Source organism: Legionella nigrisilvae (genome assembly GCF_977063395.2).
The window spans coordinates 815,832-841,365 of record NZ_CDRUGZ020000011.1; the positions used below are offsets into that span (position 1 = coordinate 815,832).

The following is a 25,534-nucleotide window of genomic DNA, read 5'->3' on the forward strand; positions in this document are numbered from 1 at the left end:
AACACGGCTACAGCGTTTATAACCCGAAAAGGATAAATCACATGGTAGTCATTTATTACCAAACTGATACTCGTATACAGTCCAAAGTTCTGAACGATGAGAATAAAGATCTACTTCAAAATGCTCTTTGGATTGATTTACTGTGCCCGACAAAGGAAGAAGAACAACTAGTCGAAGAGCAATTAAAAATTGAAATACCGACTAAAGAAGAGGTTGAAGAAATCGAGCCTTCCAGTAGATTGTACACTGATAATAATGTCCTATATATGACAGCAACAATGGTTGCACTATCCGATTTACCTGAAGTTAAAACGGATGTGGTCACTTTTATGCTTGCCGAAAAATGCTTGATTACCTTGCGCTATGTCGAGCTGTATCCATTTAAATTATTTATTAAAAAATTGGTGCGCTCTAGAACAAAAAATTACAATGCAAAAGCCATACTAATAGAATTATTAGATGCCGTCGTAGACAGACTTGCTGATATTTTAGAAAAAATAAGCAATAAATTTGATGAAATATCGAAAATTATTTTTCATCCAAAACAAAATAATAATACAACAGCTGAAACAAACTATAAGCATATATTACAATACATAGGAGCCAATGGAGACCTTGGTACTAAAGCCAGTGAAAGTTTAATATCCTTCACTCGCTTAATTTCTTACTTAGAACAAGTAAGTGACTCAGATATTTCTAAAGAGATGCACATAATCCAAAAAGATATTAATGCGCTTCGAGAACATGCAAGTTTCCTCTCTACGAAATTTAGCTTCTTACTCGATGCTACTTTAGGCATGATCAATATCGAGCAAAATAGTATAATCAAAATTTTCTCAGTTGCCGCCGTTATTTTCCTGCCCCCAACTCTCATAGCAAGCATCTATGGAATGAATTTCAATGCCATGCCTGAGTTACGTTGGCATATAGGCTACCCGCTGGCGATACTGATGATGGTCATTTCAGCATGGTTGCCATTCAGGTATTTTAAAAAGAAAAAATGGTTATAAATTTTAAATTGGCTCCAAAGTAAAAAAGTATTATCTATACTTTTGCAATGCTTCAATTCGTTTTTCAAGCGGAGGATGGCTTGAGAACAGAGCAAGCCAACTTCCGTGGCTCGATATTTTCATGGTATTAAACGCAGGTGCGCGATCGTCTGTTGGGGTTTTATCCATGAGTTGTTGCAAACGTTGTAACGCCTTAATCATCTTATCTTTACCAACATATTGCGCAGAACCTCTGTCTGCTCGAAATTCACGATAGCGAGAAAACCACATAACGATCAAAGAGGCTAAAATTCCAAACAGCAATTCAAATATGAGAGCCACCCCATAATAAACAAAACCACCTTGTATCTCTTCATCACCGTCTTTTCTAAAAAACTGCATCACAAAAAATGCAGCAATACGGGCAAAAAAGATTACAAATGTATTGACTACTCCTTGAATCAAAGCAAGCGTTACCATATCTCCATTGGCAACATGTGACATTTCATGCCCTAAAACGGCTTGTACTTCATCTTCCTGCATCGAATTGAGTAATCCTGTTGAAACGGCAACAAGTGCATTATTTTTATTCCATCCAGTTGCAAACGCATTAGGCTCTGGGCTGTCGTAAATTCCGACATCAGGCATGCCGATGTTTCTTTTTTTCGCCAAATCCCTTACTTGATTCATTAGCCAAGATTCTGCTTCAGTGGTTGGTTTCTCAATTAATTGGACATTAAACGCATGAATCGCCATCCATTTTGAGATAAAAAGTGAAATCAAGGATCCTGTGAAACCAACAATCGCCGCATAAATTAATAGAACTTTATAATTTAAACCATATTGTGTCAGGTATGGGCTAATATTGAATAAACTTAGTATAAAAGAAATAACTATGAGTATGGCCAAGTTCGTAGCTAGAAATAAAACAATTCTTTTAAACATAATTTTTGTCCCCTTGCTTAGCTAATCTGTTCTTCCTTATCTTAATTATAGAAGGTTGCCTGAGTTTAGGAGAGTTTTTTGGGTGCTTTTAAGTTAATTTAAAAAAAAGAAATCATTATGCGATATTTGGAATAAATGAATTAAATGTGCCATATTAATAATCGGTTATTTTTCATAAATTAAAAGGAGGTTGTTTATGAATTATGTGGATGGATTTATTGTTGCAGTGCCTAAAGCAAATAAAGCGCAATACATTGCACAAGCAACTAAAGCGGGCATGGTATTTAAAGAACATGGTGCGTTAAAACTAATTGAATGCTGGGGAGATGATGTACCTGAAGGGAAAATTACATCTTTTCCTATGGCGGTTAAGTGTAAAGAAGATGAAATCGTTGTTTTTTCATGGATCCTTTGGCCATCGAAGCAAGTTCGGGATGAAGGAATGAAAAAAGCTATGAAAGATCCTCGGTTAAACCCCGATAACAACCCGATGCCTTTTGATGGCAAACGTTTGATTTATGGGGGATTCAATATGGTGGTTGATGTCTAATTTGAATTCAATAACATTTAAGTTATATAACTGTTTTTGAACATTATAAACCGAAACATTATCGTTCATTTTATTCATCTGGAGAATTTATGCCTGGCCCTTACAACACCCATGTCATAGTGAATGTATTTCGAAGCATTGTTCAATTAGTATCTCAAAATCCCGAATTATTAAAAATCTCTGGAGCTTTTCGAGTTGCTGGTTCTAAAGAGGAAACGGAGAAATTACTGGATCAACTTATCCATGAACAATTTGACGTAGATATTCTAAGTCACTATGTAATGGAAAAAAATAAAGTACATAGTGAGCATCTCCACAACATTTTAGGAATGATACCCACACTTTTTAAAAACACCCAATTATTAGATTCAGGAGACAAATTACTTGGAACCTTCGCTAAAAAATTAAAATCGCTGTTGGACTTACCCGATGAGAAAAACCTTAGTGCGGCAACTCAATTATTCGATGATTTTATTGATGATCTCCTCCTTTCAAAGAGAATAGATCATCAACGCGCAGGAGAGATTCTTGATCATTACTGTTACTTAATGCACCAAGTGGGCAGATTTCAAGAAATTAACCGAATGACATATGCCAATCTTGCGATTATTATGGCCCCGCGTTTGACTCAGGATTTAGATCTATTCCCGGTGACGGACTTTTTGGGTTTAAGTGGATTTATGAGTCAGTTAACACCTGTATTAGAAAATTATATAACCGACAAAAAATGGGATGAGGAGTTCAAAGAACGTCACGCAGATAAATTGGAACATTTAGCAAACACCAGACATTTAATACGAGACCAACTGGAACATATGAAAGTAGCCTCCAAAAAATCAGTAACCATTCCAATGGGTAGTTTGATGTTGCAAGCATCGATGCTGAAACACCAGATAGAAATTATAGAACAGCAGAAGCAGGATTCTTCAATGAAACGAAAAATGAAGAAAGAATTAAGTAAGCAGCAGAAGCAATTAAAAGATGAGCTAAATGCGCTTGAGCCCAAAATTGCTGAATTAAACTCTCAAATATCTCTTGTGAATCTTGGACATAAAAAAATACAGGAAGAAATCAATCTGATCTCTCTTTCGGAAAAAGGATTAACATTTGCAAAAAATACTTCTGGAACTAAATTTAGCAGTGCGAATCTTACTCAGTTTAGTATTTTTGAGGGTGATAATGACAAGATTGCCGCTCCTACTTTTTTATTCCCAAATTCAGAAAAACAGGAGATAGTGGATAATGACACCTTGCAATCCACCTCTCTTGATGGTCCGAAGTAACCCTTAGGTATTGCAGAAGTTTTAATAAAAATAACTGAGTGCATTCATCGCAGTGGAACCCGAGTTTTAATCACGGGATCCACTGCAGGCTGTGGGTTCCTTTCGGTTAAGTCAACCCCGGAACAATAATACCAGAATTAGAATAAGGAGAATTAAACCTACTCCACCACTAGGATAATAACCCCAACCGCTACTATAAGGCCATGTCGGAAGTACGGCTAATAAAATAACAATTAAGACAATAAATAGAAGTAAGTTCAGGGTAAAATTCCTTTTTTTAAAGATGATATTCGTGTTAATTATAGTTTAAACACTGAAGGGGTAGATATTTTTTAACCATACCGAAATTTATTTACTCAAGTTATATTAAAAAAGCATCGAACTACGAGAAATAATTTATTCCGTGATCAATTTGATTTACTATACCCCAACCTTTCGCGAGGTAAGAATACATTGAAATATTTATGTTTTTCTTTGTTTCACATTGGTATTTTCAAAATTATTTAATCAAAGGGGTCCATATATGCGTAAATCATTGGTGTCGTATTTGTTTTTCCTGATTACAATATCCTATGCAACTCTTGCTAATAGTTATGGTGTTCATGAAGACCACCCTTATGATTTTGTAGTTACAAAAGATGTTTATAAGTTTTCAGAAATTTATCAAATTAAATCACCTCAAAAAGAGACATATCCTGGCTCAGTAAAAAAAAGTGCATTTCGTATCCGTACCAACTATGATTTATCCAATAAAGATGGATGGCAAGCAACGGGAATTACACGAATCATTTCTTTAGGTTCTCTTTATGCATGGGCGAAGGAAATTGATATTTATGATACCCGTGGAGTACAAATTGGCTTTATTGATGGAAATTTAGCAACACTCGAATCAGCAAAATTCACTATTTATGACTATGATGAGTCAGGAAAATCCACTGAAATTGGCTTTGCTTATGCGAATCCAAGCTTTGACCGATTTGTTATTTTATCATCAACCAACAATCCCCACCCTATCGCTGAATTAAATCGCAACTTTGGGGACAAAACCTGGGAAGTCTCTGTACACTATCCTGAAAAAATTGATGATCGCATCATTCGTATTTTTGCCGGTTTTGTGATTGATTATGAAGATAAGTTTTTAGCAGGTCCTGATGATTCAGATGACAGCGATGATGATTTCATCGCAAATCAACCTACTCCTTAATCTATGCAAAGGTTGGGTAATGACCCAACCTTTTACAGCTAAAGCTTTATCCAAATAATTGGTTTGATTAGAATAACCAATGTTCCCCAGCCAGCCTAAGTTACACTCAAATGCTTTTTAACTTGATGTCAATTTTTTATCAAGGAAGTGCTGATTTGTACCCAATAAACAATAAAGCACCTATAATAACTATTAAAGTGCTAAATTACGAGATATCATCATGAGTACGGAAAAAGTTTCAAAAGAAAAAACTAAAATAATGGTAGGATTTTTTGGTAGCACAGAGGCAGGAAAGACAAAACTTATTGATGCACTATCATCGAAAGAAAACCGTTTTAGTTCAGACGAAGGCTATGTACCAACAGACGGTACAGCTTTTAAGAAAATAACACCAATAGAAAATCTTGAAATATTTCTTGCTGATAATTCAGGGGCGAAGAAACTGCCCGATCCGCCTTATAATATGTTCAAGGAAGAAGTAAATGTCATTTGTATTAATCAAAACGATCCTGACTCTTTAAAAATAGCTGGTTATCATGCAAAAAAGATTAAGGAGCTCGATAAAAATGCTCAAATTATTATTGCTATTACTAAAACAGACCTACCACCCAAAATTTCGGCTGAAGCAATTGAGGATTTTAAGGAAAAGCAAAATATTACCTCCAAAACCATTGAAACAAGCGCCAAACAGGGTACGGGTATAAACGAACTACGCACTAGCATCATTGACCTAGCCCGAGACTTGAAAGCTGAGAAATCGGGAAAAATAACACCTGATAGAGTCTTTTTAAATGCTTTTAAATCCGGATTCTTAGACTATTTAAAGCAGCACGTATATGTACGAGAAAAGCTTGAACAGGCTGAATTTAATATAGGACAGTTATCAAGAATTTTTGATAACTTAGACTTACCCGTAGTAGATAGAACTGTTTTGGAGCAGAAACTCGAAAAAGTAGGCAGTGCTCTGGCTTACATGCGTCCTATATTAAATGAAGTTGCAGAAAAATTGCTCAACAAAGAAAGAACCCGCTTAAGTGATGAAGTAATCGAAGCTATTGGCGAAGAACGATATAAGCAGATGATTACTGCAATTATGGAGTCAGAACAAATTGGTAATAATCGAGCTTTAGTAGAAGAAGAGGTTGCCAAACATATGCTAGCAGCTATCATGACAGTCTATGCGTTGAATCTTCAAGAGTATAGCTTAACTCCCAAAGAAAAGGATTGTCGTCAAAATAATCAACTTCTCTTTGACCAGATCGAAGCCCTAAAAAATAAGATAAAAGACCTCCGTGGCGAACTTCCTAGTTATGAAAAACAAAAGGTTAAAGTAGAAGATATAGAGATAGATGATGCCAATCGACGAATCATAGATCTAAGTGATAAAATTCAAAAATTCCTAGACTCTCCTAAGGAGAAAATAAGCGAATCTGACGTAAGTGACATGCTTGAGATACTTAGTGAAGCAGAGCCTTTGCGTCAAGCAATAGATTCAAAGATAAGTGACACTCTGAATAAATTCACAAATTCAGTAGTCATTCCAATACAAGTTATGGCTACAAATTTTAGCTTAATCATGTTAGATGAACCGAAAGAAAATATACCCCTCGATGTCATTGAAGCAAAAGCGGATATTTTTTTTACTTTAGTTGATGACTCTTTTAAAAAGCTAAGGAAAAAACTCTCCGACGATTTTAGCGCCAAAAATCCTAATCATCAGGGCGCAATTCCTGATGATTATTTTAAAACCTCTGAGCCTTTGGAGGCATTAAGACTCTTAAAAGATAGGTTAGAAACAGCAAGATCAGTCAATGTAGTAATGGAATCAGCCTCAGACAATACAAAAAGAGATTACGTACTTAATAAATATCAAGATGCAATTAATATATTTCTAAAGAGCGTAGATGATGATACTTTAAAAGTAGAATCTCCAAATGTACGAGATCTTTGGGATAAAATAAAAGAGGCAATCAAAAGTTTCAGTTTCGCTCCTCTTTGGGATACCCAAGCAGAAAAAGAAGAAAAGAAACGTTTTGAAAATCAAACCAATTTAAAACTGGAATTAGAATCTATCAAAGAGGCAACCAAGAAAGAACCATCGGAAAAGCAGAGTACTAAGTTAGATATACCTCCATCCCTTTAAAAATTTATATTTATATTTCAGGTTCAGGTTAGACCGAGATATTCGAAATGTGTCATTACTTATATATAATTTTTTTAATTAAGTAATTTTAATTTTTAAATCCAATGTTTTTCATTTCATATCGAATACTCTATTTCACCCATGTTAAAGTAATGTACTCTAACTAATGCTTAAAGATTAATATGTAGTCAATATGATTAATAGAGAGAAATGGGATAAATTAAACGATTTAATGGTTCAACTTCATATCCAAGAAGCAGATCTGTTCGAAAAATTTATCGTAGGCAGTGGTAAAGGAGGCCAGAAGCTGCATAAAACAGCCTCTACGGTTTATTTAAAACATATACCTTCTGGTTTGGAAATAAAATGTCAAGAATCAAGAAGTCGAGAAGACAATCGGTATTTTGCTAGACTACGCCTTTGTAACAAATTACATTCGATAGTCAGTGATGAACAAACAAAAGAACAGCAAAAAATTGAACGATTGAAACGCCAAAAGAAAAGACGTTCGAGGCGAGCGAAACAAAAGATTTTAGATGAAAAATCCAGACAAAGTGAGATTAAGGTCCTGAGAAAAAAACCTTCATCTTATGAATAACTTTTAATAGAATCTAAAGAGTTTAATTCATAAAAAATCAAAAGGCTGCATTTCTGGTCTAATCCAGATGCCTATGAATTATATTACATTCCATTCCTATAATTTAGGATGTTTTTTCTCCATACCTCATAAAATTAACTCTCTCCAAGCTGGTATAATTTTGCACGTAGTGTATAATTTTAGAACATCATTTTTGAAATGGAGTTCAAAATGGGGTACCGCGACGGATTAAAATTCCAATTTACTAAAATGGATGCTTTACACGCGTTGAGTCAACCCGTTTCTTCGTTGTTGGGAATCTCAAATCAAACCGAACAAACCTTAAATAAACTAGGGATTAAAACGGTATATGATTTAGCAACCTGTGCTTTATTCCAAGTTGCTCAGGATATTGCTGCTGCAGCTAATGGAGAAGGAAATTCTATCGTTGCACGCTCCGGAAAGATTTCCTCGAGTTTTATTGATTCAGATGCCCCAAAAACACCAGACGCTTTAGTTGGAGCGGGAATCGATGCTTTTAGAGACATTAGCACTCCTCTTGCTAACGAGATAAAGAATAATCTGCAAGTTGAAACCATTGGTGATTTAGGTCGATGGCCTCCATTTTGTGCCGCCCAAGTTATATTGGATGTTGGAATTCCAGATTTGAATCAAGAGGAAGAAGAAAAAGGTAGTGAATTAGTCCCTAAGCTAGGTGAGTATCCAACTGAACGCCATTATTACCGCTCGATTGTGATTGATCAGGTATCCCCACAGGAAACAAGTGATTTAAATAATGCAGGCCCCATTGATATTTCCCCTACTGTTTCATCTGATTTCGGCTTTAAAAAACCTGCGGTCGGGGCAATGCTTACCTTTGCTCAATCTTGGTTTGCTCAAGGCGTAACTTTAGGTAATTTACTCCATAGTGTCGCCCTTGCACCCGGTGAAAGTACACGTATTGCAGTCATGGACTGGTCACGTCAGGTCAAAGCATCAGGGCAAGAATCCATTTCTGAATCAGAAAATCTAACCAATACCTCCACTCATAATCGCGCGATAAGTGAAGTACAAGATGCGGTTGCTTCCGAAGTGCAAACTGGCTTTTCCAAAACAAGTGGCAGTTCCACCACCTCGGCAGGGGGCGGTGGTTTAGGATTGAGTTTAGGCCCATTAACATTGGGAGGAAGCGGATCCTCCGCGACATCAAGTTCCAATGCCGAAAGTTTTTCAACTTCTTCTGGAACTCGCAATCTTTCTGCAACGATGAATCAACGAGTTTCTGATGCGACACAACAAGCGGCATCTTCAGTGCGAAATCGTCGAGCCTCTATTGTTAAAGAGGTTTCTGAGGAAGAGCATCAATCAGTCTCTACACGGATTATCGCCAACTACAACCATATGCATGCCTTAACGATCCAATATTATGAAGTCATTGAAATTTATAGGGTCAATGTTCAATTACAACAAGTGGAGCGTTGTCTTTTTGTGCCGATGAAATTGATTCAATTTGATCATGCAACGATTAAACGCTATCAAGGAATACTCGCCAACGCAGCGATAAGTCAGCGGGCCAAGGAGTTGTTAAGCAGGGAATTTGGTTCGGTAATAATTCAACCTACCCTACCACTTCGGCCTACACGTTCTGTGTTTGATCATGTTGCGGCAATTGATCGAATAGCCCTCAATGTTTCGATGCGAGCATCCACAAACATCACGAACGCTGTCGAAGATGGAGCAAATACCCCTCCGCCCGCAGCAGAACCTACAAATCCCCCACCCTCTCCAACTCCAAGCGGACCATATTGGCTCAATGATGAATTAATCAGAGCATCTCGTATCACTTTAGCGAGTATAACAAAACCGGGAACTACCAATGTCTCCTTGCCAGGTGAAACAGAATTTTACGGAATTTCACTGGATTTAACCGCGCAAAATCGTTCATCCTTCTCAATCACTGCAGTAAATGTAGATCTGCAATCCGGTACTATAATTAAATTGAATAGCATCAGCCCGATTACCTGGATTACTACTGAACCAATTCCAATTCAAGAGTTAGCAGCAATTAGGATTACCTCAGCGAATACAAGCTACTTAACAGGAAGATTAACTCTGCAGCTCAGTTATAACAGCGCAAAATTCCCTATTAGTTTACCTGTGGAAGTGAGTCCTAATGCAGTTGAATTACAGCTTTGCCGTTTTGCAGTGAACCAAAGCGATGAAGCTGAATTAAAAATGCACCTTGAACAAAACCGACTGTATTACAGTCAAGTGGTTTGGCGCGCTCTCGATCCGTCACAAATTGCGTTGCTCTTATCGGCATTTACCTTTGAAGATAAACCTATAGGTAATTTAATTGATCCAAATCCAGTGATGGTTGCAAGTAATTATTTAGTATTTCGCATGCCAAGTTTTATCAAAGCAGTAGGCATTGAAGATACTGAATCAGATACAGAAGATGAAGCTCATAAAAGCTGGCGGGGTTGGTTAAAGGATCGTGGGTTAGTATTAGGTGCAAATGCAGCGGTCGAACAACTTATTCCTATTCCAACTGGAGGAGTTTTTGCAGAAGCAGTCTTGGGTCGCTCCAATTGTGCAGAACGACTCGATGCAACACGCTTTTGGAATTGGCAAGACTCGCCAATACCTTTACAACCTCCTGAAATTGCTGCAATTCAAATGGAATCTCGAGCTCAGCCAATTGATGTTACCCCGGGACAATTGGGGGCTCCTGTTTTAAATATTATGAATCCTACAACACTTCCTGATCCAACTGGAGTGGGAGCAATATTAAATGCGGTGCAAAATGGTAGCATGTTCCGCGATATGGCAGGTCTTGCAAGCACTGCTGCATTAGCTCAAGCTTTAGGAAGTAATTCAACCAGCGCTGGTATTGAAGCGGGTAAACAAGCCGCAGCGAATTTAGCCGTCGCCGCCCAAAAAGACATTGAAGAAAAAAGAATTGCTGCACAACTTGCCATGGCTGCAATGGGGTTACCTTCCGCAAATGCAGGCGCCAGTAAAAATATTTCTGAGGGTGGTGCTTTATTGAATACTGCCACAGAAATGGATAAACGTTCACCCAGAACTGCCCCTTCTTCTACAGGTTCTGAAGGTGGCGGCTCAACTTCCGAAGGTTCAGGCGGCAGTTCAGGAGGAACAAGTGAACCCACCATGCCTGGAGTACCAGACGAAGTTCGTAGCCTATTTGGCGGTACTAGTCGAGCAGATGAAGTACTTTCCAAAATGAACTGGGGAAGTTTAGGGCAATCAGGTGCTTCCATTATCCCCGCCAGTTACTCCGATAAAGGTGGCGGTGGGGGCGCCGGCACCACTAAACCCTCTGTAATTCAATTTGAGCTGGCTTTCTATGCAAGTTTTCCCAAACCCTGGGCTACTGAAGCAGACGAAGTCCAAGGTCTAGCGAATGGTAAATGGCTTCCCTCCGAAGAGGATTTTGACAGTATTAGTCCTGCTGCAACAAGCGCCAACAATCAAGGCACTAAACCTTTTGGTCAAGTGATCACTTCTGTAGAAGATTTAATCAATACAGTGCTCTACTTTGCACCCCAAGTGCCCGGTTTTGGAACAACCCATGCTTCCACAGTAGTACGACTTAATCTGTTCTTATATGCAGAAAGTGGAGATGTAGCATTTAAAGGCACCTTAACCACTACGGGAAAATGGGATGCCGTATTGGGCAATGATATTAAATCGGCAGGCTTGGATTCAGCATTAATAACCGCCCTTAGTAAAAAATCAGCCACAAAAGCCTTGCAAGCTAAACTCAAGAAAGCCTGGGCTCCTAACGCTGAAATTTGGTTATATTCTTGTTCGGCTGTGGTCAGTAATGCCTTTGGTAAAAAATTGGCAAAACTACTTGGGGTAAAAATTCGGGCTTTTGATGACCCATTCTGGGTCTTACCTTCTTTTGATACCAGTCAACAAAAAATCCTATCCCGAGTCGAGTTTGGTATTGGTGCTGATTTTGCAGCGGCTGCCGCAACTAAAACAAAAGATCTCCACAGCTTGGATGTTTTATCAAAAAGAACCTTTAAACCTTAATCTTCAAATCAAGCTCCTCCCACCCGGGACGAGCTTGATGCATAAACCAATAATACTTGCATTGATAAGACTTAGTATTCTTTGAATCTTACCTTCAATCTATGGCAGATTAGCATCCTATTCCCCGACCTCCACTTCTCATCATGCAAGATAAGTAATATTGAATAAAACCCCATTTGTGTAGAAATGATTTAATTCCAAACCCTCACCTATGGTTTGGCCTGAGGCTCGACCAAGTTGACTTTTACCCCAATCGGCAAATTCATAACCAACCCCAACTTGCCAATTTTGACTCAATGCCTTTTGTATCCCTCCGCCCACTGTATAAGTAAAAGCAGTTTGAGTATGAGAGGCAAAATTAGGATTAGGTAAGGCTTCAAAAATCTTCGGAGTATTTATAAAAGAACTTGCTTCATTAAAGCCTACACCAATGCTACCACTCACCCAAGGTATCACTATAAACCCCATATCAGCCAATAATTTCCCTTTTGCTGCAACATGAGTATGTTTCATTTTGTAGCTGTAGGTAAAATTATCAAACTCAGGATCTGCATCATCCCAAATGTCTCCTGAAAGCCTCGCATTAGTCGTTGCAGCTGCTGCTATTCCTAACTGCCCCCAGAATGTAGCAGTTAATGCTTTTTGCAAGCCAAAAAACACTTCAAAATCTGCGAGTGCGTGTGTCGATTTATCTGCGGTATAGGTTTTTTCAATTTCAGGAGCCAAAAAAAAGGTTTGCGCAGCGCCCTCATTTTCCCATACAGGACCAATGCTCAATGCCGCAACATAATTCCAAGGCGAGACAGATTCACCCATGGCACCAGCCATTACGCTAGCGCTTAAAAGGTTCATCATTAATACTAAATAGCACTTTTTCCTCATCAAAACTCCTTACATGAGATAAGTTAATAAACAAACCATCCTAATTTATTCATAAAATGAACTCAAAATCTTTTGTGAAGTGACATTAAGCCAGCTTCCATAACCCCATCCATAAAGTGAGTAAATCTGATCTAAATTAATCAAATTCATAAACCCAGATTAGAATCTAAGTCCTATCCGGGTTATAAAGTTTTATTTTTTTATAGGGAGAACACATGCATCAATGGTTACACCTCCAGGAATGTTTCCTGGATTATATAGCGCGATGTTATCACCTATATTCGCTTGGTTGCCGAAAAAAGTGTTTGAAGAGACACAGGCATGAGCCAAATTCATAGTTAATGGGGTTCCTGCTGAGCCGCCTACTAATATCGCGCCCCCTCTAGTATCCTCTCCCAATGATTTCTTCAGTGCCGTATTTTTTTCAAAAATATTATTAACAATCTTAGCATTTCCAGAAAACTCAACCGCTATTGCGCCTCCTCCTGGTGCCATAGTACTTACTGAAGAAGTACCTCCACTAAAGAAATTGGCGATCTCATTAAAGAAAAGTAATGGTGAAATTGTACCAGGAGGTACTCCCTCAATTGTATTAAGTACAAATTTATTATTTGAGATTTGTGCCAGTGGTTTTAAAGGAGAGGCAAATAAAGCATTCCCAAAGTTAGAGGCGAAAATTCCTCCTCCTTCTAATTCTGCTTTATTCTTCGAGAAAATAGATTGGGTTACGGTGGTTGCTATCGAGTCAATGTAAATTGCCCCACCGACACCACCAAAGTTGTTAGTAAATTCAGAATTTAAGATCTGAGCTCGCGAATTGGGATGGGGAAGTATCCCGAACACATTAACACCACCCCCTCCAAATGCTGCAGCAGCATTATCTATAAATTTAGAATTTACAACAGTTAAAAAATAAGGAGTGCCATCATTAAAAGGAATGTGGAAAAAAACTGCTCCACCACCAAAACCGGTACTGGTGGTTTGATTTTGTGTAAACGTTGAATCGGATATAGATACATTAGTATTAATAACCCCCAAAGCGCCGCCACTTGCATCTGGGACTGGACCCTTTAAAGCATTGCCCTTGAAATTACTTGATGCAATGATGATATCACCACCATCTTTACCCCGAATGGCTCCCCCATTACGAAAAGCAATATTTTGTTCAAATTGACTTGAAGTAACCGTATATGCAGCATCAATCAAATTTTCTAAAGCGCCACCACTACCTCCTGGAAATACGGCTAGATTATTAATAAATTTGGACTCTTTTATCGTAATGGAGGTATTGGTATCTATTCCTGCAACTGCCCCTCCCCCGGACGCTAATGCAAGGAAATCACCAGCGAGAATTTCAGTCACTGTTGCATTAGAACCATCACTTATATTTTGCTCAAAAAGCATATTACTAAGTTCAATCACTGAACCATATCGTGCCAAAAGCCCCCCGCCTGCAGCATGTTCATAATCCAGACTCTCAAGCATATTTAAAGGTCCTAAAACCCCTCTATCGGGACCAACTGCATATCCTCCCCTGACTATGAGACTATCAAGAGTAACGTTTTTAACCCCTTCTCCCGGAGGAACATCACTTCCAGCCATAAGCACATGCCATACCCTATCGTTGGTACTCTTAACTACATAAGGAGTTAGACAAGTTGAAGTCATGTCACCACATAAAATGGTGGGGAAACGTTGCCCATCTCTTTGTCGACGACTTGTTTCCTTTCCTGAAAATCCTCCGTATATTGCTGTATTACTTGGGAGATTAAATGTCCTTAGTTTCGGAGTGTTAATTCCATATGCTCCTCCAACCACTCCTTGGGGCGCATAGACGCGTGTGGGTTTATAAACTCCTTGAGCTACCCAGATTTCAACCGAGCCTGGATCAGCATCTGCAGCTTCTAGTGCAGACTCTAAATTATTAAAGGAATTGGCCCAACTACTTCCATTACCGTTTGTAGAGTTATGCCCATTGACATAGAATCTCGTTGCTTTACCTTGAGTAATATTTAAACTGTTCGTAGAGCTCGGTTGATAGCATTGCAAGCGATTACCTTGGTTGCAAACCACAGGACCACCTGAGATATTTCCCACTAATTCAGAACCAATTACTTCTAAGGTTAGAGTACAGGATTGCTTAGATCCTAATGAAAAAGGATTGCTACAGTTCCCCGTCCCTGTAGTCACCTGTTTAATTCCATTAATAGGACTCATAATCAAAATCTTTGGTTTTTTTGATTGATTGGTTAGGGTATATTTTATGGTAGCCGTTCCTGTGGGGCTTACAGTTACCTTGGGAGGAAATTTTGCATTGGGGACAAATGTCCATAAAGGATTAGAAGCTTGAGTCGTAGAAACATGAGTCTCTGCGAAAACATTATGGTTTAGAAAAGTTGAGAATAAAATGAAAAATAGAGAATATCTTTTCAATTAATGCTCCTTGCAAAAAAGTTATCAAATATCAAAGTTAGGGAGTAGAAATTAAGAATAATCGATGAGTTCTTGGATAGCGGCTCAATATTATCTTATCATTCGTTATTTTTCTTTAACCGCTCAGCTAACAAACATCTGTTTTCGGACTTCCCTGAGTTGCAGTGATTGTTGGAATGCATCTAAACATAAAATTTTATGAAGATCAATAAAGCAATCTTATCGTTCCAAAACTCATTTGCTGCTAATTATCAATAGAAACCCCCAACTCATCAAAGAGATTTTTTGTTCTTCGATGAAAACTTTAATGACACATCTTGGATGGAGTCTTTAGGTGCCTCTGAGTTCGATACGCGCGCCTCAACTTATTTTAAAGTAAGATGAAAGTCTTCAACGATATCACTAGGGGAAAATCCATCTCTATATTTAAAATGTTCGCAAATATGAGTAACAATAATATAATTTGATTGTTTGGTTTGTTTTAAAATCCACGTATGACTTAAATCGGCAATTAATTGTTGACTGTAGGCCGCTGGAGATTGCCAAATTCGTGCATACCACACTCCTTTGGTACTAAGCGTAATTTGCTCCTCCTGAGTTTCACTTTTAACAAGTTCACAATCAAATTTTTGATCAAAATATATTAATTTACCTATTTGATGATCAGCAAAACCTGCAATTCCCTTAAATACAATATCGCTACCACGTAAGGTAATAATTAAATGTTCTGGATCAACGATGGGTAAAAAAGCAGATATTGGTGCTCGTGAAGCATTTAAATGGTTAAATTGCTCCACGACTTGGTACGCAGTTTTTTCACAATGTGTTATTTTCTTCATAAATTAGTCTTTTAGTGTATTAATGGCCTACTCTAAATAGGGCAAAGCACTTATCTAGAGATCACATACTTCTGTTGCAGAACTATTATATTTTCTACCTAAATTTTAATGATGTCTGAAAATAAAATTTCGTGCAAGAAACATTCTAAGGACAGAATAATCTGTCCTTAGCTTTATTTCTTAATTATAGGAACTTACATTTTACTGCCGATATCTAAAATCATGTAAGCTCCTGCTGTAGACAATGATTTGTGCATTAATCGACAATTAAATCCTTTAAAAAACGCACTTACGCCATGATTTCTATAAATTTCTGTTGCAAGGTCTTTTATTGTTGGCTTGGATGAATCCAAGCGAGCCTGTTGTTGACTCTTAATTACATCAAGTGGAGTTGTCGATAAAGCGATAGGGATTGAGGCTGTGGTTGCCCATAGAATCGTAGATAAGAAACTTTGCTTTTCCCGTTTTGTGTTAATTGCATGATACGTCGTATATAGATAAAGCCAACTAGGAAATGATTTTGCAAGAGTTGCATTACTACCTGAAAAGAAACCAGGCAATCCTTTTTGTTGGTAGATGGTTTGCATAGCCTGAATAGGTTTTATTGGCTTAGCCTGGCTTGCTATCGACCGCATTTGTACGGTTTTAATATTCTCAAGAGGACTGAGCACTAAAGTATCAAAAGTAGCGGAAATGGCTGCTTTGAATAGTCCCCCAATCATCGGAGGCCATTGTAATTTATCAACTTCTTTTGGCATGTGAGTAATCAATAAAGGTCTGTATATCACTTTTCCTTGTTGACGAAGGATGCAAGACAAAAACCCTGTCGAAAAATGGTTTAAATTAGCGCCTATAAATTGTTTAGTAACAGCATATGAACCTTGCCAAAGATTGGTTTGAATGGCAACCTTAAGTCGTTCTGCGGGATGTCCTACCAATGTTGTAATTCCGGTGTATGTCACACTAAAAGCATAAGCATCCCAAAGTGTCTTTTTCTCTTTCTTCTCTGAGCCCATAAATACATTACCTCTTAATAAAAATCGCAAATACTACATAATGTCCTTTTTAAAATCACTAAGTTTTTTATGAGGCTTAACTCAATTAAGAACCCGTGAAATTTCATTCATTCTATTAAGGATTTAATAATTAGATGTAGCAAATTTGTATTGCATTATTTAGTATGATGTCCTGCTTCAAAATAAAATGGGTCAGGAACGTTACATTTTATGAAAAGAAGGGACGCAGTGCCGGAATTGTCCTAGCAATTGAATAACTCATTCAATTTTCAGAGTGGCATTTCTTATGGTTAAGTTATTATTACAAAAAGGGAACATTAGAGTGAAAATGAATCAATTCCAATTAGCAACCACTTTGTTTTTGATGGTGAGTCCGGTTTTTGCAAGTAATCCTGTCCTTCATTCTTTAGATCAACCATTTCCTAAAAAAATTTCCACTTTAGGGGGAAGTGTTACTTCTACATATATTTTTACCAATAATCTTCCCTTTGCTTTTAAAAATCCATTCCGAGTCATACCCATACTGTGCCCTTCTCCTAATCAAGCGTGTACTGCTACAGGAGCAGAATTTAAATATAAAGATTTATGCAGTGGTAAAAAACTACAGCCCAAAGAAAAGTGTAGCTATACCATCACTCTAACCCCTCAGAGCATAGGTCGAAAAACTATTTTAGTTGCTTACAATGGATATGATAATAATGTAGTTCATGTTCAACCTGCCTTAACAACAACTGCGACCCAAGCTCCGGCAGGCCTTCTTGGTACCGTCGATTTTCCTTTAGCACAACCCTTACCCAGTCAAGTATTTAAAAACTCCAATTATGCGGTAACGTTTACATTCAAAAACCATGATCCTTCAGCAGTCAGTTTTACCCAAAATATACTTCAAAATAATAATCCGCTTCATCCCAATTTCTTAATCACCAGCAACAGCTGTGTTCCATCAGGAACAACAGGAACCTTAGCAAGCGGTGAACAATGCAGTATTACCGGTACATTCAATTCACCTACGAATGGGACGTTCACTCTGACAGCTGAATTAATTGGTTACCTAAGTTCTAATAAACTTAGCACCTCAACCACAGTACAATCCTTTTCATTCAATAAGCTTATTGGTGTTGATTATAATCCTAATCATTATACGAATAATTATCCCTTCAATTTTCATGATGTTTTTTATACAGGAACACCCAATAGCGCAACAGCTACGAATGTCTATGCAGAACTCCAACAATTGCAAAATGCCGGATTTACAACGGTTCGTTCCTATCAAACTGAACCTTATAGTTGGATTGATATTATCAAACAAGCCAATCTCTTAGGAATGAAGGTTATTTATGAGGCAGATATTCCTCAGTTGCCAGTGGACACTATTTACCCTAAATGTCCATTTGGTTCTAAAGATTATATACCCTGCGCACAAGACACATTAAATTCGGTGATTAATGCAGTTACGCCTTCTGTGTTTAATAAAACCGTCATTCTTGTCTTTGCAGGACACGAAAATTATTGTAGTGCAGGTGATACCATTCCTCCGTGCAATGGAACCTCCAATATTAACTATTTAACCAGTGCAGTCTCTGCTTTGAAAGCAACATTAACGGCACATAATTTGACAACTCCAGTAGGTTCAGCGGTTGTCAGCGGAAATTTTGTCACACCCAGTGCTGCAATTTCTGCAGATATGAAAACATTAATTGACTCCTATTCTTCCACTGCCCCTTTAGCTTATGATCCATATCCTTTTCAATTTGGAGTAATACCAGCAACTACAGCAGTATGGATGCCTCCATTAAACTCAACGGTTCAACATATTAATTCACTTGCCTGGGATTACATTCAAGTTGTAGGTTCGACAACCCCTCCTGCTTTACCCAAGGCTAATCCAAAGCCATTTTATACATCTGGACGAGTCCTATTGACAGCAGAAACAGGATGGGCAACAGCGGGAACAACTACAGGATACGCATGTAACTCTCCAGGACCATGTGAACCCTCAATAGCAAATGCAACTGAATACTTCAAAACCCTTTATCAACTGAATACGAGTAATTTTGTAAAAAATTCCGGGTATAACATAGGAGTTCTTGCATTCGAAGCCTATGATGAACCAGCAAAAGGAGGTCCTACTGCAGAACAAAACTACGGTCTTTTTAATTCGAATTGTGTTCAAAAAGGAGCTGGGTTTGTTCCAAACAATGCTCTAGTATCCGCTAAAGGATGTCAAGGGTATACCAGTGGTACATTATTGACTATTTTTGGCACAACACCCCCAACTCAGAAATCATTTAAAGTGCAAATTACTTATCCTTCCGGACAACATCCAATGATAAACGTGACAATACCTGCAAACTCGGGTTCATCCCCTGAGATCAGCGCAGTGACCCCATGGCCACAATTTTTAATTTATAAAGGAGCTCACATTACTGTTTCTGCGACAACCGGTACTCAATCCTGTACGACCACAGCTCTCGAAGTAACTGCTTCTCCTGCATCAATCACATTTGGATCAGTAAAGTGTAAAAATCCTCCTCCGAGCAGTATGGGATGTTTTGGGCTAGGTTGCCAATTATCTAACCCTTATTAAGACTACGTCCTGATAAGCTCAAGAGACTCATACGAAATTTAATCTCTACCTACCACGCACAAGACGCGGTAGGTAGAGATTGAATTGGTTTTAGGTTTTAGGTTTTAGGTTTTAGGTTTTAGGTTTTAGGTTTTAGGTTTTAGGTTTTAGGTTTTAGGTTTTAGGTTCCATCATGTTGCGGACAAGCCGCAACAGATTAGAACTTTAGATTTAAATATAGGAAAACTGAGGATCTTGATGATGATCAGCCAAAAATGACTTTTGAGCAATATTACTAATCTTTTCTATATCTTCCTTCATGATAGTCGCAGCACAAAAATTAATGGAATACTTAATTAATACTTTTGAGTCTTGTTCATCAAGTAATGTCGTGTTGTTTGTTGCAATTGAAGAGGCTAATATCGCAACGTCGTTGCTCTTTTGTTTAGTCGATCCCATATAATTTAATACGATTCGCTGGCGCGCTTTCTGCTGATCTTGATAATATCCAAGTATTACCTGTAGGGATTCTTTTACTTTACAAACATCACCGAACAAAGATTTATAAGGTTTCTCATCGTTTACAGCGTCTTGTAATTTTTGCAAACGCGCTTCTAGGTCAGCAATGAATTCTTGATTATTAGTTATTCTTCCATCACGAAGAGCGTGAGATTTTAAAACGCTTTTTTCAACATCAACCAAGTTCTTGAAATGAAATACTATTTGTTCCATATCTGCAAGATCCGTAGAACAACTTAAAATGTCGAACGCTTCCTGACTGGTTTTAGGAATACTTTCCTTTTTAAAAAATGATGTTAACTTAGCTTGCATAATAAATTCTCCAAATATGTTCAATTCTTAAACAAAGTGGATACATTTTAATACAATCAGATCGATTAGTCAACTTTATTTACATGTTGTGCTAAATTAGAACAATTAAATTGGGAAAAGAGAATCATAAAAAATAATAAGCTGTTTCTTTTTTCGTTATGCTTTACTGTATTAGGATGCTGCTCATTTTAGTGAGAATCTCATTTAAGCAACTAAAAAGTTTTTCCTCCTAATCCATAATAAACATTAGGAGTTTGCAGCTCATTATTCTGTTTCAATAGAGTCATGTGTTGAATTGCCTGGATTTTTTGTGGACCATAATCCATTATCCTAAGAGATATTTGATCTGCTGAACCAATTCGCATTAATTGTGCTTCACAAAAATTCAAATTTTTCATTATCGGTCCAATAGGGGTAATTTTTTTAGCTAACGACATTTTTAAATTTTGTGTATCGTTTTGCCTCACATCTAGGTCTGTTCTAATGCATTTAATTGCACAAATAATGGATCGAGGCAATACACGATATGCCAAGGCTTCATAAGCATAGAGAGGCCACCCTGCACTTAGCGACATTGATGAATTAAAAAACTCATTAATATTTCTTGTCTGAACTATTTGTAATCCATTTAAATCAACCACAATTTCTGTATTGTGCGCTGGGGTATTTTTAGTTCTTGATAAACTGACTTGCCCTGTGGAGCCGATGTATTCAGTTTGTGTAAGATCAGGAAGTGCGATGGCATAAATATAAGTATCTTCATTATTGAGGGGAAAAATCGCAGCACTCTCAAACTTGGTACTCATACAGACACAGACCGCGGGATCCGCATCCACCGCTCGATCGTCAATTCCTCGATTATTAACATATCCTCTATATTTAATTGCTTCTTTCCACCACTCTGCCTCAAACTCTGTAATTTTTGGAGAAAATCCTTCTTTAAAAATAACTTCTGGTGGTCGCTTATCAGAGCGGTAGTAGACGCGTCCTTGTAAATCTAAATCATTTTCTTTATTAAGTATCTTGGTAAAAAGCATCCCGATTTCCTTTCTATAAATTTAATGATTTTTATCCTTTCCATCAGAATACGCTCAAATAACCCTAACTACTAGTCAAAACCGTTTCTGGGTTATTTATGAAAGTTTCCTTTCCAATTATGAACAATTGAAATTATATATTTCCTTGTTGATTAAAAAAATTGCTAAGCTACAATATCAATTTTTTCTGGATCTTCATTATGGGATTTTACTTTAATACGTACAGACAACAAGAAGGCGATAAGGCATACAATGAGGGACGATATGAGGATGCACTTGTACATTATTCAGAGGCACTGAAAACATTGCAACTACATGCTGCTGCTCAAACAACGCGGCATGCTGATTTTTATGATGCTTTGGTTTATGTACTCTCCGAAATTCTAAGTACCAAATTATTAATAATACAACGTGAAGCTCTAACTGCGAATTTTGAGGCAGTTACAAACTATTGGCGGGATCTCCCTGGTTTGTTTCATGAGATGGAACTAACCCACAAGGAGCATCTTAAAAAAACCCGCCACGCATTTAGCAACCAAGAAGACGTAGTTAAACGGGTCAACATATTATGTGCAACAGTTTGTGAGAAGGTAAGTGACGAGTTAGCGGATCAATTAGAAGATGATGAAGAAGTCACTTTAGAGAGCATTTCACCATCCATTGAGTGGATGAAGCGAGCCATTCAATTCCAGATAAAAACAGAAAGCACTCCTAAACTCTCAAGCAGTTTAGGATATTTAAATCTACTTGAGCGTCTCTATAAAAAAACACAAGATGGAAATTATCTCCAAGTAATATCTGAGTATATAAACCAACATAATCTTTTAGAAAGGACTATCAGATCTCCCTTGCGCAAACTAGAACTTCTAAGCTATGTCGCGAGAGTAGCAATTTTCAATCGTCAAGATACGGATGGTCTTATTAGTGAATGCAAGGCACTTTATGATTTGGTTCCGAAAGAGGAACGAGACAATCCTATCCTAGAAGATCTTCAAAATTTACTTGATATAGTACCACAAGAGGAAAAGGAAAAGGAAAATGAGTTAGAGGATGATATGCCAGACGTTATGGAAACTAACTCCTCGGACTTAGAAGATCTTAGCGATTATCCCCAACCCTTTCAATTTGATGTGATCGATGCCAGTACCTGTCCTGTCGATATGCTGTTAGAGCTTCAAAAAAGCGGACCTGAACCCTCAGGGATTCCTCTGCCTCTCTCACCAGAAAATACGCTGACCTCTGATCAGGAGATGACACAAAGCCCCTCAATCAGTCAGTCATTTAGCTCCCGTGTTTTTGACGGAATGCCAACACAAACTTTTTTTAGCCCCCATCCCCAATTACAAGCAGAAGATGAACTTCCCCATAGCAGGGCGCTTCAACTCGGATTAGAGAAAATAACCGCTCACTCAAGGGATCCAAGATTTTTAGCCAATTTACTTTGTCTAATAGCGGATTTTTTCAATAAATATAAAGCGCATTATATCCAAAAACAAAATGCAATTGTGTTAGCTCATGATCTTTATAAACAAGTATTTAAAATAGATCCACACCACCACAGAGCCATTGAAAAATTCAGAAATATAGGCATCCAACATTCGAGATTGATAAATTCGTATAGACTCTTTAGTAATGCACCACAAAGTCCTATCCCTAGCGCGGCTATTGATATTGCAGGAGCAAAAAATTATTTTAACCAGGCCCTCGAAGAGTTAACAATTCAGCTTGAAAGCTTTTTATTGAATCAACCAGCCAAAGTTCGGATCACTATTGATGAACTAGTCTGCTTTATTGGTGAGCAACTTACTAAAGGGGTCATAACCAGTAAGCCACGCCCTGAAATAGGAGAAATGTTGACGAACACGTTTGAGGAAGAACTTAGGAATCCAGTACGCTCAGACAATCCGTTGGGAAATATTTAACTGGGTTACCCTATTCATATTTTGAAGTGTTGCTTCAAAATATGAATTCGTTATGAATTATAGGCTCTTACTTTATCTTTACCGGACTGTTTCGCTGCGTAAAGCGCATGGTCAGCAGCCTTGATTATCTCGTCAATAGTAGCACCGTGTTTTGGTGCTTCTGCTACGCCAATGGAGATGGTAATTTTATTTAGAGGATGACCTTTAAAAAATATGGGTGCGGTTCTTATTCGTTCGCATAGTTCTTCCATTTTACTTACCGCATTATTCAATGTTGTATTTAACAACACAACAACAAATTCTTCGCCTCCAAAGCGGAAAGAAATATCACTTTCGCGGAAGCTTTCCTTCAATATTTTTCCGATCAATTTAAGAACTTCATCCCCAGCTAAGTGACTATATGTATCATTAAATTTCTTGAAGTTGTCGATATCGAGCATCGCCACACACAATGAAGTTTGTTCTCGAGCAATTCGAATTAATTCTCGAGATAAAATATCATTTAAGTACCGGCGATTATATAAATTAGTTAATGGATCATGTAATGATAGTTCACTTAAAGATACGCGCAAATTAATATTCGCAATGGCAAGCTTGACGATATTACCAAATGAATTTGCCATGTCTTGTTGATGTTGTGTTAACTTTTTTCCTTTCGGAGCAAGTAGATGGATAACCCCAATTAATTCATTTTGCACCATGAGTGGTAATGCCATATTTCCTCCTTGAGGAGGGGTCTTATAATGGGAGCAAGGAACTGATTTATTTGGATCATCAATCACGTTGATAGTTGCTTCACGAATTGAAAAACAATCCATGGTAAGAAAGGTCTTGGGGAGTAATTGTTCTGTTCCCCACTGTACAACAGTTTCCATTTGATTCATTCCCTTGTTGTAAATGGATAAGCCGCCGCTTAAATCAGGAAATAACTCTTGGGCGATTAGATTAATTCGTGGATAGGCCTCTTCTGTTGTAATACAAATTTGCAAGGAACGATTTAATTTATTTAATAAACTTTCATCATGTTCCAATAACTTCAATTCATTTAAAGTTTCCATCGTTTTCTCATTCAGCTCCCGCATTTTTTCTTCATTTTGAATGCGATCACTGACGTCTTTCATTTGCATAATAAAATTATCAGGTTCTCCGTTCTCATTCCGAATTAACGTGGCACTAACCATCGCCCAGATAATACTGCCATCTTTTCGAATATAACGTTTTTCCATGTGTGAAATGCGTAACTCGCCTTTTAGAAGCTTATCCAAAGCATCTTGTGTCATAGCTATATCATCAGCATAAGTAATATCCAGTATATTCTTACTATTTAATTCCTCACTGCTGTACCCCAAAATTTCTTGCAACGTCCGATTCGTATGGATGAATTTTCCTTCAGGTTTTACAAGAGCCATCCCAATAGGTGCATTCTCAATCGTATTGCGAAAACTCTCTTCACTGCGTCTTAGATCGGATAAAAGATTCGAACTATATACCTCCAGATAAATTGACTTCATTAAAAATTGATTTACCATTGTGGTTCCATAAAGCACAACAACTGCGTAGAGCACCGTCGCCAGAAATAAGATTAACGATATTGAAGGTGTAATGGATACTGATAAAAAAATCAGGAGCAACCATATTGGAACCATGAACGCAAGAAAAGCACTGTGGATGGTTAGCAATTTAGCTGCGGGGGCTCCAATCAGTCCAATCAGATAGACAAAAATAGCCATTCGCGAAAGAGGATTCTCTATATAAAGAAATAAAAATCCACCTAAAGCCCATAAGATTCCAGATTGTAAGTTATTAATTATAAAATAATTTTTCCAAAAAGAAGGACTAAATAAACTCTCTTTCTTTTTCTGCTGATAGTACCGAAATAAGAACACGCCTCTTAATAATTGATTGAAAACAAACATTAACAGTACCCAACAGGCTACTAAAAATTTGTTATTTACTTGGGGCCAAATAATTAAGGCAAAAATAATGGTTGCAAAAAAATCCGCAATTACTAGAACATAAAATTTTTTATATGCCTCGGTTATAAGCTTATTTTCTATTTGAGCGCTTGTAACACCCGGGAAGTCCATCAAAAAATCCTTCTGAAGATTTATGGAACTATTAAAATAATAGTATTTATTTATGGAATATCCAGAATACCCTAAAGAGCACTTTACAGTTTTGTTATATAAATTGACGATTATGAAATAATACCTTAACTTAATAGGATAATTCTTTTTTCGCACAACCTGTTT

At 37.5% G+C, this 25,534-nt stretch carries 18 protein-coding genes; 9 read left to right on the top strand and 9 right to left on the bottom strand.

The window, feature by feature from the left end; translation table 11 throughout:
• Window positions 1-41 precede the first annotated feature (41 nt).
• Window positions 42-1,010 (top strand): magnesium/cobalt transporter CorA, encoded by a 969-nt coding sequence (gene corA / locus ACWTE2_RS03675; RefSeq protein WP_454784187.1) that lies wholly within the window; start codon window positions 42-44, stop codon window positions 1,008-1,010.
• A 30-nt stretch (window positions 1,011-1,040) separates the two neighbouring features.
• Here the strand turns inward: corA and htpX are convergent, their stop codons facing one another.
• Entirely contained in the window at window positions 1,041-1,934 is an 894-nt protein-coding gene (gene htpX / locus ACWTE2_RS03680) for a protease HtpX (RefSeq protein WP_454784188.1), read from the bottom strand.
• A gap of 196 nt (window positions 1,935-2,130) precedes the next feature.
• On the opposite strand from htpX, the gene ACWTE2_RS03685 reads away from it, so the two are divergent.
• Window positions 2,131-2,484, top strand: a complete 354-nt coding sequence (locus ACWTE2_RS03685; RefSeq protein WP_454784189.1) for a DUF1428 domain-containing protein — start codon at window positions 2,131-2,133, stop codon at window positions 2,482-2,484.
• An 89-nt stretch (window positions 2,485-2,573) separates the two neighbouring features.
• Window positions 2,574-3,767 carry a RhoGAP domain-containing protein gene (locus ACWTE2_RS03690; RefSeq protein WP_454784190.1) on the top strand — a complete coding sequence of 398 codons (1,194 nt, stop codon included), beginning with the start codon at window positions 2,574-2,576 and terminating at the stop codon, window positions 3,765-3,767.
• 111 nt (window positions 3,768-3,878) lie between these two features.
• Here ACWTE2_RS03690 and ACWTE2_RS03695 read toward each other — a convergent pair whose 3' ends face one another.
• The gene (locus ACWTE2_RS03695; RefSeq protein ID WP_454784440.1) at window positions 3,879-4,070 is read right to left on the bottom strand and encodes a DUF3309 family protein; all 192 of its coding nucleotides are present in this window, start codon (window positions 4,068-4,070) and stop codon (window positions 3,879-3,881) included.
• Window positions 4,071-4,290: 220 nt separating this feature from the next.
• On the opposite strand from ACWTE2_RS03695, the gene ACWTE2_RS03700 reads away from it, so the two are divergent.
• The 4 genes from ACWTE2_RS03700 to ACWTE2_RS03715 all read left to right on the top strand — a co-directional run bounded on the left by ACWTE2_RS03700 (window position 4,291) and on the right by ACWTE2_RS03715 (window position 11,756).
• Window positions 4,291-4,971: a hypothetical protein gene (locus ACWTE2_RS03700; RefSeq protein ID WP_454784191.1), complete on the top strand. Its 681-nt coding sequence runs from the start codon at window positions 4,291-4,293 to the stop codon at window positions 4,969-4,971.
• Between the two features lie 220 nt (window positions 4,972-5,191).
• Window positions 5,192-7,114 carry a GTPase domain-containing protein gene (locus tag ACWTE2_RS03705; protein ID WP_454784192.1) on the top strand — a complete coding sequence of 641 codons (1,923 nt, stop codon included), beginning with the start codon at window positions 5,192-5,194 and terminating at the stop codon, window positions 7,112-7,114.
• Between the two features lie 193 nt (window positions 7,115-7,307).
• A complete protein-coding gene (locus ACWTE2_RS03710; protein ID WP_454784193.1) occupies window positions 7,308-7,712 on the top strand; it encodes a peptide chain release factor family protein in 405 nt (134 codons plus the stop codon).
• A 210-nt stretch (window positions 7,713-7,922) separates the two neighbouring features.
• Complete coding sequence (locus ACWTE2_RS03715) at window positions 7,923-11,756, top strand: hypothetical protein (protein WP_454784194.1); 3,834 nt, start codon at window positions 7,923-7,925, stop codon at window positions 11,754-11,756.
• A 141-nt stretch (window positions 11,757-11,897) separates the two neighbouring features.
• Here the strand turns inward: ACWTE2_RS03715 and ACWTE2_RS03720 are convergent, their stop codons facing one another.
• From ACWTE2_RS03720 to ACWTE2_RS03735, 4 genes are all read right to left on the bottom strand, one after another.
• Window positions 11,898-12,638 (bottom strand): outer membrane protein, encoded by a 741-nt coding sequence (locus tag ACWTE2_RS03720; protein WP_454784195.1) that lies wholly within the window; start codon window positions 12,636-12,638, stop codon window positions 11,898-11,900.
• 192 nt (window positions 12,639-12,830) lie between these two features.
• A complete protein-coding gene (locus ACWTE2_RS03725; protein ID WP_454784196.1) occupies window positions 12,831-15,071 on the bottom strand; it encodes a hypothetical protein in 2,241 nt (746 codons plus the stop codon).
• 365 nt (window positions 15,072-15,436) lie between these two features.
• Window positions 15,437-15,910 carry a hypothetical protein gene (locus tag ACWTE2_RS03730; RefSeq protein ID WP_454784197.1) on the bottom strand — a complete coding sequence of 158 codons (474 nt, stop codon included), beginning with the start codon at window positions 15,908-15,910 and terminating at the stop codon, window positions 15,437-15,439.
• A 194-nt stretch (window positions 15,911-16,104) separates the two neighbouring features.
• On the bottom strand, window positions 16,105-16,926 hold the full coding sequence (locus ACWTE2_RS03735; protein WP_454784198.1) for an MC/SLC25 family protein: 822 nt from the start codon (window positions 16,924-16,926) through the stop codon (window positions 16,105-16,107).
• 286 nt (window positions 16,927-17,212) lie between these two features.
• Here ACWTE2_RS03735 and ACWTE2_RS03740 point away from each other — a divergent pair, with 286 nt between their 5' ends.
• Entirely contained in the window at window positions 17,213-19,513 is a 2,301-nt protein-coding gene (locus tag ACWTE2_RS03740) for a hypothetical protein (protein ID WP_454784199.1), read from the top strand.
• Window positions 19,514-19,723: 210 nt separating this feature from the next.
• Here the strand turns inward: ACWTE2_RS03740 and ACWTE2_RS03745 are convergent, their stop codons facing one another.
• Both ACWTE2_RS03745 and ACWTE2_RS03750 read right to left on the bottom strand, forming a co-directional pair.
• A complete protein-coding gene (locus tag ACWTE2_RS03745; RefSeq protein ID WP_454784200.1) occupies window positions 19,724-20,323 on the bottom strand; it encodes a hypothetical protein in 600 nt (199 codons plus the stop codon).
• 212 nt (window positions 20,324-20,535) lie between these two features.
• The gene (locus ACWTE2_RS03750; RefSeq protein WP_454784201.1) at window positions 20,536-21,360 is read right to left on the bottom strand and encodes a hypothetical protein; all 825 of its coding nucleotides are present in this window, start codon (window positions 21,358-21,360) and stop codon (window positions 20,536-20,538) included.
• Window positions 21,361-21,560: 200 nt separating this feature from the next.
• Between ACWTE2_RS03750 and ACWTE2_RS03755 the strand changes: the two genes are divergently transcribed.
• Window positions 21,561-23,282 carry a hypothetical protein gene (locus ACWTE2_RS03755; RefSeq protein ID WP_454784202.1) on the top strand — a complete coding sequence of 574 codons (1,722 nt, stop codon included), beginning with the start codon at window positions 21,561-21,563 and terminating at the stop codon, window positions 23,280-23,282.
• 50 nt (window positions 23,283-23,332) lie between these two features.
• On the opposite strand, the gene ACWTE2_RS03760 is transcribed toward ACWTE2_RS03755, so the two are convergent.
• On the bottom strand, window positions 23,333-25,369 hold the full coding sequence (locus ACWTE2_RS03760) for a GGDEF domain-containing protein (protein WP_454784203.1): 2,037 nt from the start codon (window positions 25,367-25,369) through the stop codon (window positions 23,333-23,335).
• Window positions 25,370-25,534 lie beyond the last annotated feature (165 nt).

What these genes read in the sequence shown, in the direction of transcription:
- corA (WP_454784187.1), top strand. Translation starts at nt 42, where the DNA reads ATGGTAGTCATTTATTACCAAACTGATACTCGTATACAGTCCAAAGTT.
- htpX (WP_454784188.1), bottom strand. Translation starts at nt 1,934, where the DNA reads ATGTTTAAAAGAATTGTTTTATTTCTAGCTACGAACTTGGCCATACTC.
- ACWTE2_RS03685 (WP_454784189.1), top strand. Translation starts at nt 2,131, where the DNA reads ATGAATTATGTGGATGGATTTATTGTTGCAGTGCCTAAAGCAAATAAA.
- ACWTE2_RS03690 (WP_454784190.1), top strand. Translation starts at nt 2,574, where the DNA reads ATGCCTGGCCCTTACAACACCCATGTCATAGTGAATGTATTTCGAAGC.
- ACWTE2_RS03700 (WP_454784191.1), top strand. Translation starts at nt 4,291, where the DNA reads ATGCGTAAATCATTGGTGTCGTATTTGTTTTTCCTGATTACAATATCC.
- ACWTE2_RS03705 (WP_454784192.1), top strand. Translation starts at nt 5,192, where the DNA reads ATGAGTACGGAAAAAGTTTCAAAAGAAAAAACTAAAATAATGGTAGGA.
- ACWTE2_RS03710 (WP_454784193.1), top strand. Translation starts at nt 7,308, where the DNA reads ATGATTAATAGAGAGAAATGGGATAAATTAAACGATTTAATGGTTCAA.
- ACWTE2_RS03715 (WP_454784194.1), top strand. Translation starts at nt 7,923, where the DNA reads ATGGGGTACCGCGACGGATTAAAATTCCAATTTACTAAAATGGATGCT.
- ACWTE2_RS03720 (WP_454784195.1), bottom strand. Translation starts at nt 12,638, where the DNA reads ATGAGGAAAAAGTGCTATTTAGTATTAATGATGAACCTTTTAAGCGCT.
- ACWTE2_RS03730 (WP_454784197.1), bottom strand. Translation starts at nt 15,910, where the DNA reads ATGAAGAAAATAACACATTGTGAAAAAACTGCGTACCAAGTCGTGGAG.
- ACWTE2_RS03735 (WP_454784198.1), bottom strand. Translation starts at nt 16,926, where the DNA reads ATGGGCTCAGAGAAGAAAGAGAAAAAGACACTTTGGGATGCTTATGCT.
- ACWTE2_RS03740 (WP_454784199.1), top strand. Translation starts at nt 17,213, where the DNA reads ATGGTTAAGTTATTATTACAAAAAGGGAACATTAGAGTGAAAATGAAT.
- ACWTE2_RS03745 (WP_454784200.1), bottom strand. Translation starts at nt 20,323, where the DNA reads ATGCAAGCTAAGTTAACATCATTTTTTAAAAAGGAAAGTATTCCTAAA.
- ACWTE2_RS03750 (WP_454784201.1), bottom strand. Translation starts at nt 21,360, where the DNA reads ATGCTTTTTACCAAGATACTTAATAAAGAAAATGATTTAGATTTACAA.
- ACWTE2_RS03755 (WP_454784202.1), top strand. Translation starts at nt 21,561, where the DNA reads ATGGGATTTTACTTTAATACGTACAGACAACAAGAAGGCGATAAGGCA.
- ACWTE2_RS03760 (WP_454784203.1), bottom strand. Translation starts at nt 25,369, where the DNA reads ATGGACTTCCCGGGTGTTACAAGCGCTCAAATAGAAAATAAGCTTATA.